The organism is Sphingomonas sp. FG14, assembly GCF_057809675.1.
This window is the reverse complement of the sequence record NZ_JBMDKK010000001.1, coordinates 1,156,113-1,170,937: the sequence shown is the minus strand read 5'-3', so window position 1 is coordinate 1,170,937 and position 14,825 is coordinate 1,156,113. Positions and strand designations below refer to the sequence as shown.

Annotated in this window: 16 protein-coding genes; 4 read left to right on the top strand and 12 right to left on the bottom strand. The window is 64.4% G+C overall.

What is annotated here, in order from left to right:
- Positions 1 to 107: 107 nt before the first annotated feature.
- The 5 genes from ACODTA_RS05615 to ACODTA_RS05595 all read right to left on the bottom strand — a co-directional run bounded on the left by ACODTA_RS05615 (position 108) and on the right by ACODTA_RS05595 (position 3,903).
- On the bottom strand, positions 108 to 602 hold the full coding sequence (locus ACODTA_RS05615; RefSeq protein ID WP_489064814.1) for a pyridoxamine 5'-phosphate oxidase family protein: 495 nt from the start codon (positions 600 to 602) through the stop codon (positions 108 to 110).
- Positions 603 to 660: 58 nt separating this feature from the next.
- The gene (locus ACODTA_RS05610; protein ID WP_489064812.1) at positions 661 to 1,668 is read right to left on the bottom strand and encodes an inorganic phosphate transporter; all 1,008 of its coding nucleotides are present in this window, start codon (positions 1,666 to 1,668) and stop codon (positions 661 to 663) included.
- 14 nt (positions 1,669 to 1,682) lie between these two features.
- Entirely contained in the window at positions 1,683 to 2,798 is a 1,116-nt protein-coding gene (locus tag ACODTA_RS05605; RefSeq protein WP_489065393.1) for a DUF47 family protein, read from the bottom strand.
- 176 nt (positions 2,799 to 2,974) lie between these two features.
- Positions 2,975 to 3,661 carry a L,D-transpeptidase family protein gene (locus ACODTA_RS05600; protein ID WP_489064810.1) on the bottom strand — a complete coding sequence of 229 codons (687 nt, stop codon included), beginning with the start codon at positions 3,659 to 3,661 and terminating at the stop codon, positions 2,975 to 2,977.
- Positions 3,658 to 3,903: a hypothetical protein gene (locus ACODTA_RS05595; protein WP_489064809.1), complete on the bottom strand. Its 246-nt coding sequence runs from the start codon at positions 3,901 to 3,903 to the stop codon at positions 3,658 to 3,660. The genes ACODTA_RS05600 and ACODTA_RS05595 overlap by 4 nt, the downstream gene beginning before the upstream one ends.
- Positions 3,904 to 3,942: 39 nt before the next feature.
- On the opposite strand from ACODTA_RS05595, the gene ACODTA_RS05590 reads away from it, so the two are divergent.
- Positions 3,943 to 4,491: a hypothetical protein gene (locus ACODTA_RS05590; protein ID WP_489064808.1), complete on the top strand. Its 549-nt coding sequence runs from the start codon at positions 3,943 to 3,945 to the stop codon at positions 4,489 to 4,491.
- Between the two features lie 15 nt (positions 4,492 to 4,506).
- Here ACODTA_RS05590 and ACODTA_RS05585 read toward each other — a convergent pair whose 3' ends face one another.
- The 3 genes from ACODTA_RS05585 to ACODTA_RS05575 all read right to left on the bottom strand — a co-directional run bounded on the left by ACODTA_RS05585 (position 4,507) and on the right by ACODTA_RS05575 (position 8,749).
- Complete coding sequence (locus ACODTA_RS05585) at positions 4,507 to 6,783, bottom strand: ATP-dependent helicase (RefSeq protein ID WP_489064807.1); 2,277 nt, start codon at positions 6,781 to 6,783, stop codon at positions 4,507 to 4,509.
- Positions 6,784 to 6,848: 65 nt separating this feature from the next.
- Entirely contained in the window at positions 6,849 to 8,003 is a 1,155-nt protein-coding gene (locus tag ACODTA_RS05580) for a GGDEF domain-containing protein (protein ID WP_489064806.1), read from the bottom strand.
- 173 nt (positions 8,004 to 8,176) lie between these two features.
- The gene (locus ACODTA_RS05575) at positions 8,177 to 8,749 is read right to left on the bottom strand and encodes a helix-turn-helix domain-containing protein (protein ID WP_489064805.1); all 573 of its coding nucleotides are present in this window, start codon (positions 8,747 to 8,749) and stop codon (positions 8,177 to 8,179) included.
- A gap of 44 nt (positions 8,750 to 8,793) precedes the next feature.
- Here ACODTA_RS05575 and rhtA point away from each other — a divergent pair, with 44 nt between their 5' ends.
- Entirely contained in the window at positions 8,794 to 9,687 is an 894-nt protein-coding gene (gene rhtA / locus ACODTA_RS05570) for a threonine/homoserine exporter RhtA (protein ID WP_489064804.1), read from the top strand.
- Positions 9,688 to 9,742: 55 nt separating this feature from the next.
- Positions 9,743 to 11,011 carry an MFS transporter gene (locus ACODTA_RS05565; RefSeq protein WP_489064803.1) on the top strand — a complete coding sequence of 423 codons (1,269 nt, stop codon included), beginning with the start codon at positions 9,743 to 9,745 and terminating at the stop codon, positions 11,009 to 11,011.
- On the opposite strand, the gene ACODTA_RS05560 is transcribed toward ACODTA_RS05565, so the two are convergent.
- The 3 genes from ACODTA_RS05560 to ACODTA_RS05550 are packed head-to-tail and all read right to left on the bottom strand — an operon-like array spanning position 10,971 to position 13,006.
- On the bottom strand, positions 10,971 to 11,156 hold the full coding sequence (locus tag ACODTA_RS05560; protein ID WP_489064802.1) for a hypothetical protein: 186 nt from the start codon (positions 11,154 to 11,156) through the stop codon (positions 10,971 to 10,973). The genes ACODTA_RS05565 and ACODTA_RS05560 overlap by 41 nt on opposite strands.
- Positions 11,157 to 11,184: 28 nt before the next feature.
- Entirely contained in the window at positions 11,185 to 11,721 is a 537-nt protein-coding gene (gene rsmD / locus ACODTA_RS05555; RefSeq protein ID WP_489064801.1) for a 16S rRNA (guanine(966)-N(2))-methyltransferase RsmD, read from the bottom strand.
- 1 nt (position 11,722) lies between these two features.
- Positions 11,723 to 13,006 carry a pseudouridine synthase gene (locus ACODTA_RS05550; protein WP_489064800.1) on the bottom strand — a complete coding sequence of 428 codons (1,284 nt, stop codon included), beginning with the start codon at positions 13,004 to 13,006 and terminating at the stop codon, positions 11,723 to 11,725.
- Between the two features lie 87 nt (positions 13,007 to 13,093).
- On the opposite strand from ACODTA_RS05550, the gene ACODTA_RS05545 reads away from it, so the two are divergent.
- Positions 13,094 to 13,519: a response regulator gene (locus ACODTA_RS05545; RefSeq protein WP_489064799.1), complete on the top strand. Its 426-nt coding sequence runs from the start codon at positions 13,094 to 13,096 to the stop codon at positions 13,517 to 13,519.
- Between the two features lie 138 nt (positions 13,520 to 13,657).
- On the opposite strand, the gene ACODTA_RS05540 is transcribed toward ACODTA_RS05545, so the two are convergent.
- The gene (locus tag ACODTA_RS05540; RefSeq protein WP_489064798.1) at positions 13,658 to 14,788 is read right to left on the bottom strand and encodes an aromatic ring-hydroxylating oxygenase subunit alpha; all 1,131 of its coding nucleotides are present in this window, start codon (positions 14,786 to 14,788) and stop codon (positions 13,658 to 13,660) included.
- Positions 14,789 to 14,825: the final 37 nt, after the last annotated feature.

Genomic DNA, 14,825 nt, shown 5'->3' with positions numbered 1-14,825 from the left:
GGACCGTGAATCAGGCTCGAAGCCAATGGTCTGATCGGTTCCGTTGGAAGCGCTTTGCGATTCCGGCGGGAGCGTGAATCAGGCTCCGAGCGGCATCGGGGCGGGTGTCAGCCCAATGTGATCTCGGCTACCTTGTCCTTGTAGTCCTGCTTAGGATCGCCAAGGCCCAGCATCATCTTCGCGCCAGCGAACAGGCTGTTTTCATCGAGCCAGATCTGCGCACGCTCCGGATCGAGCCGGATCAGTTCGAGTTGGGGATCATCCTTGCCTTTGGGAAACCAGGCAGCCACCCAGCGATTCCTCAATCTGTCGATCATTCCCCGATCATCCTCGACGACGAGATCGCCGTGCAGGGTCGCGAACAGGTCATGACCCTTGGACGTGAAATGCGCGATCGCGCGATGGCCCAGCCGCATCTCGCGGACCAGCATGTTATCCTTGGTGGTGAAGAACCAGATCGGGCCGCGTCCGGCATCCGTTTCGGTCAGCCCGGTCATCGGCTGCGCGTGGCCATCGGCAATGCCATCCAATCCGAGCATCATCGTACGATCGGATTTCAAGGCCTTCCAGAAACGGGCTTCGAGTTCCTGCGGATTTGGCATGATACGCTCCATTCTCGAGGATGGAGCGCGAACGAGCCGTATGGTCGAGCGGTTCCGTTCAGGCGAAGAAGCTCGTCAACCAGTAGAACAGAGCGCCGATCGCGGCTGCCGCCGGCAGGGTGACCACCCAGGCGACGACGATGCTCGACGCGATGTTCCAGCGCACCGCCGACAGCCGCCGTGACGCGCCGACGCCGACGATCGCGCCGGTGATGGTGTGCGTCGTCGAAACCGGAATGCCGAAATGCGTGGCGGCGAACAAGGTGATCGCGCCGCCCGTTTCGGCGCAGAAACCCTGGGCCGGCGTCAATCGCGTGATCTTCGATCCCATGGTGTGGACGATCTTCCAGCCGCCGAACAGCGTGCCAAGTCCCATCGCTGCCTGGCACGAGATCACGACCCAGAAGGGCACGTGGAAATCACCCTGCAGCATGCCCTGAGAATAGAGAAGCACGGCGATGATCCCCATCGTCTTTTGCGCGTCATTGCCGCCATGGCCGAGCGAATAGAGCGATGCGGAGACGAGCTGCATCTTGCGGAACCAGCGATCGGCGGCAAGCGGCGTGAAGCGCGCGAACAGCCAGGAGATGATGAGCACGAGCAGCAGCGCCAGGATCAGGCCCACGGCCGGCGACATCACGATCGCCGCGCTGGTCTTGAACACGCCGCTCCATACGACCGCCGATAGCCCGGCCTTGGCGGTGCCGGCGCCCAGCAGGCCGCCGATCAAGGCGTGGCTGCTGCTCGACGGGATGCCGAGCGCCCAGGTGATGAGATTCCAGCTTATCGCGCCCATCAGTGCGCCGAAGATCACCTGCGCATCGATGATATTGGCTTCGACGATCCCCTTTCCGACTGTCTCCGCCACATGCAGCCCGAAGAACAGAAAGGCGATGAAGTTGAAGAAAGCGGCCCAGGCGACCGCATATTGCGGGCGCAGCACGCGCGTGGAGACGATCGTCGCGATCGAATTGGCGGCGTCGTGCAGTCCGTTGAGGAAATCGAATGCCAGTGCGACGCCGATCAGCGCGATCAGCAGGGGAAAGGCGATTTGTGCGGCGTCCATGGTGGGCGTGCGGCTCAGGCGTGATCGATCACGAGACCCTGGATCTCGTTCGCGACGTCTTCGAACCGGTCGGTGACCTTCTCCAGATGGCTGTAGAGTTCGCGCCCGACGATGAAGGCCATGGTGTCGCCCTTCTTGCCAGCCTTGAACAGCGCCTTGAGGCCGGCTTCGTGGATCTCGTCGGCATGACCCTCCAGCTTCACCAGACGCTCGGTCAGGTCGTGCAGGCGCGGCGCGTTGATGTTGAGCGAGCGCAGCAGCGGCATCGCCTCGGCGGTGATCCGCGCGGCTTCGACGATGATCGCGCTCATATCCTGCATCTGTGGCGGGAATTCGGTGACCTCGAAAAGCTGAACGGCCTTCGCGGTCTGGTTCATCTGGTCGATGGCATCGTCCATAACGCCGATCAGGTCGGTGATGGCGCTGCGATCGAACGGGGTCACGAACGTGCGCCGTACATCTTGCAGAACGTCGCGGATGATGTCGTCCGCTTCATGCTCGCGGTCAATGATCTCCTGGCAATGGATCGCCATGTCCGGGCCGCCCTTCAGCAGCCTGGCGAGCGCATCGGCGCCCGCGACGAGCGTCGCGGCATGATCCTCGAACTGTTCGAAGAAACGGCCCTGTTTGGGCATCAACGCCTGGAACCAGCGCAGCATGGGTATCCTTTCCGCTCCCTGTTCGCGGAGCCATAATATTGCGCGATAGAACGGCCCGGGGGCCGGTGGCGGCTCCCTGAAGGCCGCGATGATCGCCTTGAGATCGAGTTCGTCCACCGCCTCGGCTGCTTCGGTGACGGAGAACCAGCGCGTTTCGCGCTCGTCGCGCTCCGGCCAATGGCTCGATTGTTCGGTGACGGCGAGCGGAAATACCTCGACCGTGGCGGTCTTCGCGGAACCATCGCGCCGATTCTTGCGATAGCGATAACGACCGAGCGGCGCGGGGCAGGCGACGCCGGCGATCCCCGCTTCCTCGAATGCCTCCACCTCTGCGGCGCGGTGCGCGGCGAGCCCCTTGATCCGATTTCCCTTGGGAATCACCCAGCGCCGCGTGTCCCGCGATGTGATCAGCAGGATGCGCATCGCGCCGGTTTCGTCGGTCGAATAGGGAAGGGCGGCGATCTGCCGGATGGTCAGGCTCTTTTCATATCGTTGAGGCCCCGATTCGCATTTCGGGCCGGTCCGGCCCGAAACGATCAAGGTCTTCTGTCATAAGCCTGTAGCGTAAGTGTCACGCAATTGTCACAACGGAAAATGCGCTTGTCCCGGGCGCATCGTCGGCGACGCGAAGGACCGGTTCTTCCGGGTCAGGCCGCGGGCAGTTTCGCGCCCACCTGCAGCATCTGTCCGTCGGTCACGATCACGCGATCGCCCAGCTTCACCTGATCGAACAGCAGCTTGGCGAATTCGGTCGGCACGCCGATGCAGCCATGCGTGGCCGAACCCCATTTCACGTCGCTGCCATGGATCGCGACGCCGTCATTGGTGAGGCGCAGCATATAGGGCATCGGCGCGTTGTAGAGGTTGGAGATATGGTGCTTCTTCTTCTGGGTGATCGGGAAAGTGCCGAGCGGGCTGGGCTTGTCAGTGGCGCCGTAGAGGATCACGGCGACGCCGATCTCATAGCCGTCGCGAAAGACCGACAATGTCTGTGCGGTGAGGTCGACGGTGATCAGCATCGGCCCCTGCGGAACGCCCTTGTCGTTCCAGACATAGTCGCCATGCTTCAGTGGACCATCGATCTGGAGCGCCGATTTGATGACATAATGTTCGGGCTCGGCCGGTTTCGCGGGCGCGACCTGCGCGACCGGCTTGACCTGTGCCTTTGGAGTGGCTGGTGCCTTGGCGGCAGGCTCGGTCTTTGCCGGTGTGGCCTTGGCCGGAAGCATCCTGGTCGGCAATCCGCTGGCGGCGACGGCGCCGCCAAGCAGGCCGACTGCCAGAAAGGCCTTCACGCCCGCGCCGAATGCGCTCTTCACCGCCTTGCTCGTCACCGCCGATCTCCAGGAACCTGATTCATGCTTTGTTTACCCAAAGGGCTGGCGAGAAGAAGGGGCGGATTTTCGCTGTGCCGCGACGGGACGGAGCCGTCCCAAGATGTTAACTGGTAAACGGCGAGGGTTCTGACGACGATGCTGGTGAAAATGCAGAGGCGATACTGGCGATGAATTTCTTCAACCTGCTGCAATCGCTTGATGACCTGCTCTACGAAGTCATGTCGTGGCTGGTGTTCCATCCGGTCACGTAGTGGCGGACGCTCCGGCACCCCCGCGAGATGATGGACTATTCGGACAGCGAACTCGGCGATTCGGAGGATCGGCAATATACCGATACGCTCAGCCCACCCCTGTTTCTATTGCTGACCCTGATGCTTGGCCATGCGATCGAACTGGCCGTGGTTGGCGAAAGCAGCATCGTGAAGGACAATGCCGGCCTGATCGACAGCGACACCAATCTCGTGCTGCTGCGCGTCGTGATCTTCAGCCTGTTTCCCATGGTCATGGCGACGCGCCTCGTTCGCAAGCAGCGTATCGGGCTGGAACGGAGGACCTTGCGCGCGCCCTTTTACAGCCAATGCTATATCGCGGCGCCCTTTGCGCTCGGGATCGGGATCGGGGCGATTGTCTGCCAACTTCGGTGGCACTGGGCGCCGCTGCTCGGCCTGGCGATGATGGCGGCGGCGTTGCTCTGGTATGGCGGTCTTCAGATCGGCTGGTTCGCGCGAAATCTGAAGGTTTCGCGCTGGCTGGGATTGTGGAACGCATCGCTCGCGATGATCGAATGTGTTGTCGCGACCATCGTTGCCGCGATACTCTTCAGCTGATCTCTCCGTCGAAGCTCAGCCGATCGTCACGAAGCTGTCCATCACCCGCTTTCGGCCCGCCTGTTCGAAATCGATCTCCAGCTTGTTGCCTTCGATCTCCGCGACGGTGCCATAGCCGAATTTCTGGTGGAACACGCGCATGCCCAGGCTGATGTCGCTACGCCCCTTGTTGCCCAGGCTGACCGCGCTGGCGCGCGCCTCCGTCACGCGCTTTGGGGAGGCAGAAAAGCTGCCGGCGGTGGCCGCGCGCTGCCAGCCGGGGCCTCGCCCCGTGCCGCGCGCGATCGAGGCGAAGGGATCGGCTCGTTCCGACCAATTGGCGCGCCACAGGCTTTCGCCGCCAGACATGCTGTTCTGCTCGACGATATGCTCGCCAGGCAGCTCGCCGATGAAACGGCTGGGGATGCTGCTGGTCCATTGGCCGTAGATGCGGCGATTGGCGGCGTGCATGATCACCGCGCGGCGGCGCGCCCGTGTGATCGCGACATAGGCGAGCCGGCGTTCCTCCTCCAGGCTGGCGAGCCCGCCTTCGTCGAGCGCGCGCTGCGACGGGAAGACGCCTTCTTCCCAGCCGACCAGGAAGACGGTGTCGAATTCCAGCCCCTTGGCGGCGTGGATCGTCATCACCGTCACCTTGGGATCCTCGGCCGTGGCTTCATTGTCCATTACCAGGCTGACATGTTCGAGGAACGCGCCCAGCGTCTCATATTCCTCCATTGCGCGGACGAGTTCGTTGAGGTTCTCAAGCCGGCCCGACGCCTCGACCGAGCGTTCGGCCTGCCACATCGCGGTATAACCGCTTTCGTCGAGGATCTGGCGCGCCAGTTCGGGGTGGGGCAGCGTGTTCGCCATGTCGCGCCAGCGCGCGACGTCGCCGATGAAATTGCCGAGCGCGCGGCGCGCTTGGGGCGTGATCTCGTCAGTGTCGAGGATGCGTGCCGCGGCGAGCGTCAGCGGAATGCCTTCGGCGCGCGCGAGCATATGCAGCTTCATCACCGCCTTGTCGCCCAGGCCGCGCTTGGGCACGTTGACGATGCGTTCGAAGGCAAGATCGTCGGCTGGCTGGTGGACGATACGGAGATAGGCAAGCGCGTCGCGGATTTCCTGCCGTTCATAGAAGCGGAAGCCGCCGACTATGCGGTAATTGAGGCCGATCGCGATGAACCGGTCTTCGAACTCGCGCGTCTGGTGCTGCGCGCGGACGAGGATCGCGGTGTCGTCGAGCGATCCGCCTGAGCGCACATGTGCCTCGATCTCGTCGCCGACACGCCGGGCCTCCTCCGGTCCGTCCCATATGCCGATCACTTCCACCTTCTCACCGCTGCCGGCGTCGGTGAAGAGCGTCTTGCCCAGCCGCCCGGCATTGTTGGCGATCACGCCCGAAGCGGCGGCCAGGATATGCGAGGTCGATCGGTAATTCTGTTCCAGCCGGATGACCGCCGCGCCGGGAAAATCCTTTTCGAACTTCAGGATATTCTCCACCTGTGCGCCGCGCCACGAATAGATCGACTGATCGTCGTCGCCGACGCAGCAGATGTTCTTGCGGCTCTGGGCGAGCAGGCGCAGCCAGAGATACTGGCTGGAATTGGTGTCCTGATATTCGTCCACCATGATATATTTGAAGCGCTGCTGATATTGTTCCAGCACGTCGCGATGCCCTTTCAGGATCGTCAGCATGTGGAGCAGCAGATCGCCGAAATCGCAGGCGTTGAGCGCGCGCAGCCGGTCCTGATAGGCGCGGTACAGCTCCTGGCCCCGGCCGTTGGCGAACAATTCGCTGTCGCCTGCGTCGAGCATGTCGGGGGTGAGCCCCTTGTTCTTCCACCCGTCGATCAGCCCGGCGAGTTGGCGTGCGGGCCAGCGCTTCTCGTCCAGATCGGCGGCGGCGATAAGCTGCTTGAGCAGACGGAGCTGATCGTCGGTGTCGAGAATGGTGAAATTGGATTGCAGGCCCACCAGTTCGGCATGGCGGCGCAGCATCTTCGCGCCGATCGCGTGGAAGGTTCCGAGCCAGGGCATGCCCTCCACCACGTCGCCCACCAGCCGGCCGACACGCTCCTTCATCTCGCGCGCGGCCTTGTTGGTGAAGGTGACCGACAGGATCTCCGACGGCCAGGCCTTGCGCGTGTAGAGCAGGTGCGCCAGCCGCGCGGTCAGCGCCGCCGTCTTGCCGGTGCCGGCGCCGGCAAGGACGAGCACGGGACCCTCGGTGGTCAGCACGGCCTCGCGCTGCGGGCTGTTCAGTCCGCGCAGATAGGGCGGATCGTCGGGGGAGGGGGCGGGAACGGTCACCGGCGAACAGTTAGGGAACATGGCCGGCGGGGGCAAGCGCCCTGCGACGTGACCCGATGCAAAAACTATTGCTGGTCTTCCGCCACCCTCACCTGGTTTCGGCCGTATTTCTTGGCGAGATACAGCGCCTGGTCGGCCGCCTTGAGCGCGCTGCGCGGATCCTCGTGCTGCAGCACATCGGCGATTCCGGCAGAGAAAGTCACTGTCGGCAACCGCTTGCCCGTATCTCGATTGACAAGGCTACGCTGGGCGAGGCTCGCGCGTGTTTCGTCGACGATGTCGAAGGCCTGATCGCAGGTCATGTCGCGGAACAGCATCACAAATTCCTCGCCGCCATGGCGGGCGACATGGCAGGCCTCTCCCGAGATGTTCGAGAGGATGTCGGCGACCAGCTTCAGCACGCGATCACCGGTTTCATGACCATGCGTATCGTTGACCGCCTTGAAATGGTCGATGTCGCAAAAGGCGATGGTGAGCGGCTTGCCGTCCGCGCGCGAGGCGTTGGATTGCTCGGTCAGCCGCGCCTCGAAGGCCCGGCGATTGGGCAGGCCGGTCAGATGGTCGTGCTCGGCGGCGTGGCGCGCGCTCGCCAGGCTCTTTTCCAGCAATTGAACCTGCTTCTGCTGGTCGCGCAGGTCCTTTTCGATGTCGCGGGTTTCCTTGATCATCGATTCCGTCAGGCTCAGCAATTTCAGGAACACGCCCGAATTGCCACCGTCCTCGTTCAGGTCCTCGGCCGCGCCGGCAAGTGCCTTTCCATAGTCCTTGGCCGACATGTGCGAACGGTCGATGACTGTAGCGGCTTCGCCCAGATTTCCCTCGACGCGTTCGATCATCGCGCGAAGCGCGTCCGCCGTCAGTTCGGTGTTCTGCTCGGCAGCGACCAGCGCCTCCGCCCAACTGTCGGTGATCGTGCCGGCGGATTCGAGCCGGGCCGCGACAGCCGTCGCGATCCGGTGATTGTTGCCGGTCAGATAATCGCTCGCCAGGCTGAAATTGAGCGGCGTCAGGTCCAGGTCGTGCGCGAACAGGAAGTCGCCGATCTCGTCGAACAGCCTTCGGCGCTGCTCGCTGATGCGCGTGAACGATCCGTCCTGGGCGTGCTGCCCGTCCTCTGCGTTTTCACCGGAGGCGCCGACCCATCGGGCAATCCGCCTCGCTATGCTTTCATGTTCGCTCATACCGATATCGGTCCGGGCGCCGTCGCTTTCGGTCCCCACCGCGACGACCCGGACCGCTCCCCACTCAAGTCCGAACTCTCACCCCCTTAAAGGCGCTTTGCCCTTCCGCCGAGTCCTTAGTTGCGGAAATTCTCCATTTATCCAGCGACAAAGCGTTCGAATGCCGCCAGATTCAGCGACGCGGTCGATTGCGGCATCGTCAGGGGCGCCGATCAATGCGCGATCGTGCGGAAGAAGCGGACGATCTCCGGGCCCGGATTCTCGTACCGGCGGGTCGTGTCGTCGCAGCGATAGGCGTGGAAATCGCCTGCGGCGATCGTCAATGGGCCGTCGATGAAATGAATGATCAGTGCGCCTTCGGTCACGCATACCGTCTCGGTCCAGGCGGGGCCGTGGATGACTGGCAGATAGCTCTGGCCCGCACCGAGCGACCAGCGCCAGACCTCGACCTCGTTCGCGGCCGTGAAACTCGACAACAGCGTCCCCTGGCTTGCTGGATCGTCACCGGCCCAGGCCAACGCCTCGATCCGTTCAGGATTGGCGCCCGCCGGCCCCTGAACGAGATCGGAGAAGCGGACATCGAGCGCCTCTGCAAGCCGGTCGAGCGTCGCCAGGCTGACATTGGCGTCTCCGGCCTCGATCGCGGCGATCATCCGGCGGCTGACCGAAGACGCGGTCGCCAGCGCATCCTGGCTCATCGCGCGGGCACCGCGATATCGGCGCAGATTGCTCGCGACATGCGCGAGAAGGGGCGGGCGGGGTTGACTGTGCAATATATTGCTCATAGTGAGTTGTGCATTATGCTGCACAATTTGCGAAGGGACAAGTCATGGTCGGAAGCATGACCGGAACGGGCGGGCGTGGCCTCGCTTATCCGATCCTGTTGCTGCTCATCGCGATGGCGTCGATCCAGACCGGCGCCTCGATCGCCAAGCATATGTTTCCGCTGGTCGGAGCCCCGGGCGCGAGTGCGCTGCGGCTTGGCCTGGGCGCGGTGATCCTGATTGCGGCGATGCGTCCGTGGCGCAGCATGCCGCGTCCCGGCGAACGCCGTGCGTTGCTGCTCTATGGCACGGCGCTGGGCTGCATGAACCTGCTTTTCTACATGTCGTTGCGAACCGTGCCTATCGGCGTGGCGGTGGCGCTGGAGTTCGTCGGGCCGCTGGCGGTCGCGCTGTTCGGATCGCGCCGGCCCATCGATTTCCTCTGGGTGGCGCTTGCCGCTGCCGGCCTGTTGCTGCTGCTGCCCATCGGGACGGGGATCAGCGACGTCGATCCGGTGGGCGCTGCCTTCGCCCTGGCGGCCGGCGCCTTCTGGGCCGGCTATATCCTGTTCGGCAAGAAGGCGGGCGGCGATCTCGGCGCGGGCAGTGTCGCCTGGGGCACGATCATCGCGGCGCTGCTGGTGGTGCCCGTGGGCGTGGCCGATGCCGGTTCCGCATTGCTCAATCCCGCGGTGCTGCCAATGGCGCTGGGCGTCGCGGTCCTGTCGACGGCATTGCCTTATACGCTCGAGATGATGGCCTTGACGCGCATGCCCACCAATTTGTTCGGCACGTTGATGAGCATTGAGCCGGCAATCGGTGCGATGTCCGGCCTGATCCTGCTCGGCGAACAGCTTGCCCTGCTGCAATGGCTCGCGATCGGGGCGATCGTCGCCGCTTCAGTCGGTGCTTCGCTGACCGCACGGGGCGGGGAGCACCCGGTTCCGCCAGCGGATTGATTCCCGCTTTCGCTGTCGTGGAGGATGCGGCTATGGCCCCTTCGGGGAGAGGGCCATGACCACACACAGCGTATCCGCACCGTCCAATCGCCGCATCCTGTTTGCGAGCCTGGTCGGTACATCGGTCGAATTCTACGATTTCTACATCTATGCGACCGCGGCGGCGCTTGTGTTCGGCCAACTCTTCTTCCCGTCGAGCGATCCGGGCATGGAGATGCTGCTATCCTATGCCAGCCTGGGCACCGCGTTCATCGCGCGGCCCGTCGGCGCCTGGGTGTTCGGCCATTATGGCGACCGTATCGGCCGAAAATCGACGCTGGTCGCCTCGCTGATGCTGATGGGCGGATCGACGCTGCTGATCGCTTTCCTGCCGACCTATGCGACGGCGGGCATATGGGCGCCGATCATGCTCAACATCCTGCGTTTCGGCCAGGGCTTTGGACTGGGCGGAGAATGGGGCGGAGCGGCGCTGCTCGCAGTGGAGAATGCGCCGCCGGGCTGGCGTGGGCGCTATGGCATGGTGCCGCAACTGGGGGCGCCGGTGGGGTTCATCGCCGCCAACAGCCTGTTCCTTGCCCTGGGCGTGATGATGACGACCGATCAGTTCCTGGCCTGGGGATGGCGGCTTCCGTTCCTGCTCAGCATCGTGCTGGTCGGGCTGGGGCTGTGGGTGCGGCTGAAGATCACAGAGACACCTGCCTTCGCGGCGGTGCTGGAGGAAGGCCCGCCGCCCGCCGTACCCTTGGGTGAACTGCTGCGTGATCACTGGAAAGTGACGCTGGGCAGCACCTTCGGCGTGATCGCCTGTTTCGCCGTCTATTATCTCTCCACCGCCTTCGCGCTCGGCTATGCGACCAAGACGCTCGGCATCGACCGGCAGGTCTTCCTGTCGATGCAGATCGGGGCGATCCTGTTCATGGGGCTCGGCATCTGCCTGGCCGGCTGGTGGTCCGATCGGATCGGCGCGGGGCGCGTGCTGATCTACGGCACGGTCGCGGCGATCATCACCGGCTTGCTGCTCGCGCCGGCGCTCGAATCGGGATCGCTGGTCGTCATCTTCATCGGGCTCAGCGTCGCGCTCCTCGTCATGGGCTTCGTCTATGGCCCGCTCGGTGCCTGGTTGCCCGGCCTGTTCCCGGCGCGGGTGCGCTATACGGGCGTGTCGCTGGCCTTCAACGTGGCGGGCATCGTCGGCGGCGGGCTGACGCCGGTCGCAGCACAGGCCTTGTCAGAATATGGCGGGTTGCTCTGGGTCGGCCTGTATCTGGCGGGGGCTTCGACGATCAGCCTGGTTGCGCTGCTCGTGCTGCGCGCCCGCGACTGAGCGTCAGGCGGACAAACGCCAGGGTCATCGACGGAAATCGGCATAGCGCGATCTCGATGAAGATGAAGGCGTTGCTCCACAGGATCGTGAGCACCTGCAGGATGATCCAGTCGCCTGTGCTCATCCGACGATCGCTGTTCGTCATCGCGCTCCTCGCTCGAGCCAGCGATGCATCAATCCATCGTCAGCAGCGTCAGCTTCGCCTTGCCGTGGACGCGTTCGACCGCGATCGAGAAGCCGGGAATCCCGACGGTTTCGCGCACGCCGGTCTCCAGGCTGGCCCACGTGCCCGGCGCGATCGCGCCGCGCTCGGCAAGCCCCGCCAGCGCCTGTTGGCCCAGCCCGGTCTCATAGGGCGGATCGAGCATGACGAGATCGAAGGGGCCGGCAAGCGGCGCCAGCGCCGATTGCGCACGGATATCCGCACGATCTCCGGCTTTCAGCACATCGGCATTGGCGCGCAGCGTCGCCAGCGCCGCGCGATCCTGCTCGACGAAGGTGCAGCGCGCGGCGCCGCGCGACAGGGCTTCGAAGCCCAGTGCGCCGGTTCCCGCGAACAGATCGGCGACGCGCAGGTCTTCGAAACTGCCCAGCCGGCTCGCGAGCATCGAGAACAGCGCCTCGCGCGTGCGATCGCTGGTCGGCCGGGTTGCCTGTCCGGCAGGCGCGCGCAACACCCGTCCGCGCCAGTCGCCTGCGATTATCCGCATATCACTTCAGCGCCTTCCTGAACGCGACGAGTTCGTGCTGAGGCACTTCGTCGACCGCGCCGCTCGGCAGGTCGCCCAGCGTCAGCGTGCCATAGGAGGTCCGGATCAGGCGCGAAACCTGCAGGCCCAAATGCTCGAGTACGCGGCGAACCTCTCGGTTCTTGCCTTCGGTCAACCTCATCTCGACCCAGACATTGGCGCCGGTCCGCCGTTCGAGATTGGCGTCGATCGAGCCGTAGCGGACGCCCTCGATCTCGACGCCTTCGATCAGGTCCTCAAGCTGTGCCTGAGAGATCTGGCCATAGGCGCGGGCACGATAGCTGCGGACGACGCCGGTGCGCGGCAGTTCGAGCTGACGCTTGAGCTCGCCATCGGTGGTGAGCAGCAACAGCCCTTCGGTGTTGAGATCGAGACGGCCAACGGGAATGACGCGCGGCAAGCCCTCGGGCAGCTTGTCATAGATCGTCGGGCGGCCAGTGAAATCGCGTTCCGCGGTCAGCAGGCCCGAGGGCTTGTGATAACGGAACAAGCGCGTCGGGGCGGCCGCCTGAACCGGCGTGCCGTCCACCGTGATCCCGGTCAGGTTGGGCAGTATCGTCGCCGGGGTTTCCAGCGGGACGCCATTCAGGGCGATTCGGCCCTCGCCAATCATTCGCTCGATCTCGCGACGCGAGGCGACGCCCGCGCGGGCGAGCAGCTTGGCGATACGCTGGCCGGCTTTTGACGCTTCCTGGGAATCGCTGCGCGAACCGGCATTCAGGCCCGCGCTCGCGACGGGCTTGGGATATGGTTTCGGCCGGGCGACGGCATCTCGCCGTGGTTCGGATCTGCCAATGGGTTTCGCGCCGATATTGATACTGCGCCGTCGATGCGACGTTCCATGGGGTAGGGCATCGGCACCGGTGCTGCGCCGCGGATCCGGTTTGCCGCTGCGCTTCGTACCTGCGTCGGCGTCTCGCCGTGCATCGGTCCGGCCATGGGCCTTCGCACCTGCATCGGCGCCACGTCTCGCATCGGTCTTGCCATATGGCTTCGCGCCAGCTTCGGCATCACGCCCTGAACCGCTTTTTGCCTGGGGCTTGGCATTTCGCGCCACGCCGCGCTTCGCTTCACCCCGCGAATAGAGCTTCGAGCCGTCGTCGACATCGCGCTTCGGCCCCGGCTTGGTGCTGCGCCCGTCACCGGTCTTCGCGCCCGGCTGCGGGACTCCCTTGAAACCCGATCTGGATCCGGTTTTCGGGCCGCCCTTGCGGCTGTTCTTCGCATTGCGCGGCGGCGGGGGCACAGGCGGACTCCGGAACAAAATGAATCAATGCGCGCTCTTGCGCGAGCGGCTATGCGCTACGCGTGTCGCGAGAGGACAAGCGCATAGATGCTGTTTGGGCGCAAGCAAAGGCTGATCAATCGACTGCTCATCGTTGAGGATGAGCCGCTGGTGGCGTTCGACCTGGAACATGCGCTGACTCAGGCCGATTATCATGTGGTCGCGACGGTCGATCGCTATCGCGATGCGATGGCGGTGATCGAGGCGCAGCCGCTCGATCTGATCCTGAGCGATGTAAGGCTGACGGGCGAACGCGACGGCGTCGATCTGGCCCGCGCCGTGAAGCCGCGGGGTATCAGGCTGATGTTCGTGACCGCGAGCTGCCCCGTCGATGCTCCGGACCTGTCGATCGGTTGTCTTGCCAAGCCCTATGGGCATCGCGAACTGCTCGATGCGCTTTCGGTGATCGAGGCGAGGCTCGGCGGGAAGAAGCCAAGGCGGTTGCCGGCGGGGCTGAACCTCTACGCCGTGTAAGGGACTTTACTCCAGGCCTTCAACCCGTCGCTCCAGCGAAAGCTGGAGCCTATGCAATGCCTTCCGATTCTGTGTGGCCGATGGATCGCATGGGCCCCAGCTTTCGCTGGGGCGACGTCAGGAGAGGAAGGCGTCGGATCAACCCAGATGCGCGTCCACCGTATCGTGGAAGGTCCGGATGCCGGTTTCCAGCGTGCCCAGCGTCAGCCGATCGATCGCACCGGAAGTGAGCCCTTCCTGGCCCAGTGCTGCCGCACGGAAATCCTCGTTTGCGAAAACGCCTTCATCGAGCAAGGTCCAACTCCGCTCCCAATGCGCCAGCGCCTTGTCGGTCTCCGGTGGCTCGGGGATCAGCATGAAATCCTCCACCAGCACGCGGTCCACGCCGCGCGGCATGAGCACCATCAGGTTCACATAGTCGGGGCTGACGATGATGACGGTGGCGGGAAAGAGCTGATAGGCGAAGGTGATGCTGGCGCGCAGCGATTGCCAGTCGCCGAGGTCGAGTGCCGCGACCGCCGCCTCGCGGCCGACCGCGGAGCGCTGATGCGGCCCGATCGTGTCGCCGCTGGTCACGCCGTCCTGAAAGAAGGGACCGATCGTGTCCGCGTGCAGCCGCTGGACGTGATAGCTTTCCAGGAATGCGTCCATGATCAGCTTCCAGTTGGCGGGCACATCGTGCGTGCGCCTGCGGAACAAGTGCTGGCCGCCGAGCGCGAAGGCATCGAAATCGTGCGACAGCGTTTCGGCGCCTGCGAAGTCGGCCCCTTCGGCGAAGGAGAACCAGATCAGCCCGCCCGCCTCGAAGGTCGGGAGTTCGATCAGGCCGAAATCCTGCTTGTCGAGATCGGGGAAACTGTCTGGCCTGGGCATGCCGGCCAGCGAACCGTCGAGCTTATAGGTCCAGGCATGATAGGGGCAGACGAGCCGTGGCGCGCAGACGGTTTCGCCGCCCTCCACCAGCCGCGTGCCGCGATGGCGGCAGACATTGCGGAACACATGCGCCACGCCCTTGCCATCGCGCGCGATCAGCAAAGGCGTGCCGAAGCCGTCATGCGGCACCGCCATATTGGGGCGCGGCAGCAGCGCCGATGGTGCGATCACCTGGGGGAGCTTGCGGAACAGATGCTCCTGCTCTGCCTCGAAGCGGACGGGATCGGTATAGGCGGAGGCGGGCACGCTGGTGATGGCTTCGCCGGTGCGCGGGCAGCCATGCGCGATCGCGTCCGCCAGCGCGAGCTGGCCCGGTGTGGGGGTGAGCGCGTTCATGCCGCCGTTCCTCTCCGTTCGCGGTATTCCGGTCGTT

Bases quoted from the DNA above. Each gene is read 5' to 3' on its own strand.
- ACODTA_RS05545 (WP_489064799.1), top strand. From the start codon at position 13,094: ATGCTGTTTGGGCGCAAGCAAAGGCTGATCAATCGACTGCTCATCGTT.
- ACODTA_RS05610 (WP_489064812.1), bottom strand. From the start codon at position 1,668: ATGGACGCCGCACAAATCGCCTTTCCCCTGCTGATCGCGCTGATCGGC.
- rsmD (WP_489064801.1), bottom strand. From the start codon at position 11,721: ATGCGGATAATCGCAGGCGACTGGCGCGGACGGGTGTTGCGCGCGCCT.
- ACODTA_RS05540 (WP_489064798.1), bottom strand. From the start codon at position 14,788: ATGAACGCGCTCACCCCCACACCGGGCCAGCTCGCGCTGGCGGACGCG.
- ACODTA_RS05560 (WP_489064802.1), bottom strand. From the start codon at position 11,156: ATGACGAACAGCGATCGTCGGATGAGCACAGGCGACTGGATCATCCTG.
- ACODTA_RS05565 (WP_489064803.1), top strand. From the start codon at position 9,743: ATGACCACACACAGCGTATCCGCACCGTCCAATCGCCGCATCCTGTTT.
- ACODTA_RS05590 (WP_489064808.1), top strand. From the start codon at position 3,943: ATGATGGACTATTCGGACAGCGAACTCGGCGATTCGGAGGATCGGCAA.
- ACODTA_RS05595 (WP_489064809.1), bottom strand. From the start codon at position 3,903: ATGGAACACCAGCCACGACATGACTTCGTAGAGCAGGTCATCAAGCGA.
- ACODTA_RS05575 (WP_489064805.1), bottom strand. From the start codon at position 8,749: ATGAGCAATATATTGCACAGTCAACCCCGCCCGCCCCTTCTCGCGCAT.
- rhtA (WP_489064804.1), top strand. From the start codon at position 8,794: ATGGTCGGAAGCATGACCGGAACGGGCGGGCGTGGCCTCGCTTATCCG.
- ACODTA_RS05615 (WP_489064814.1), bottom strand. From the start codon at position 602: ATGCCAAATCCGCAGGAACTCGAAGCCCGTTTCTGGAAGGCCTTGAAA.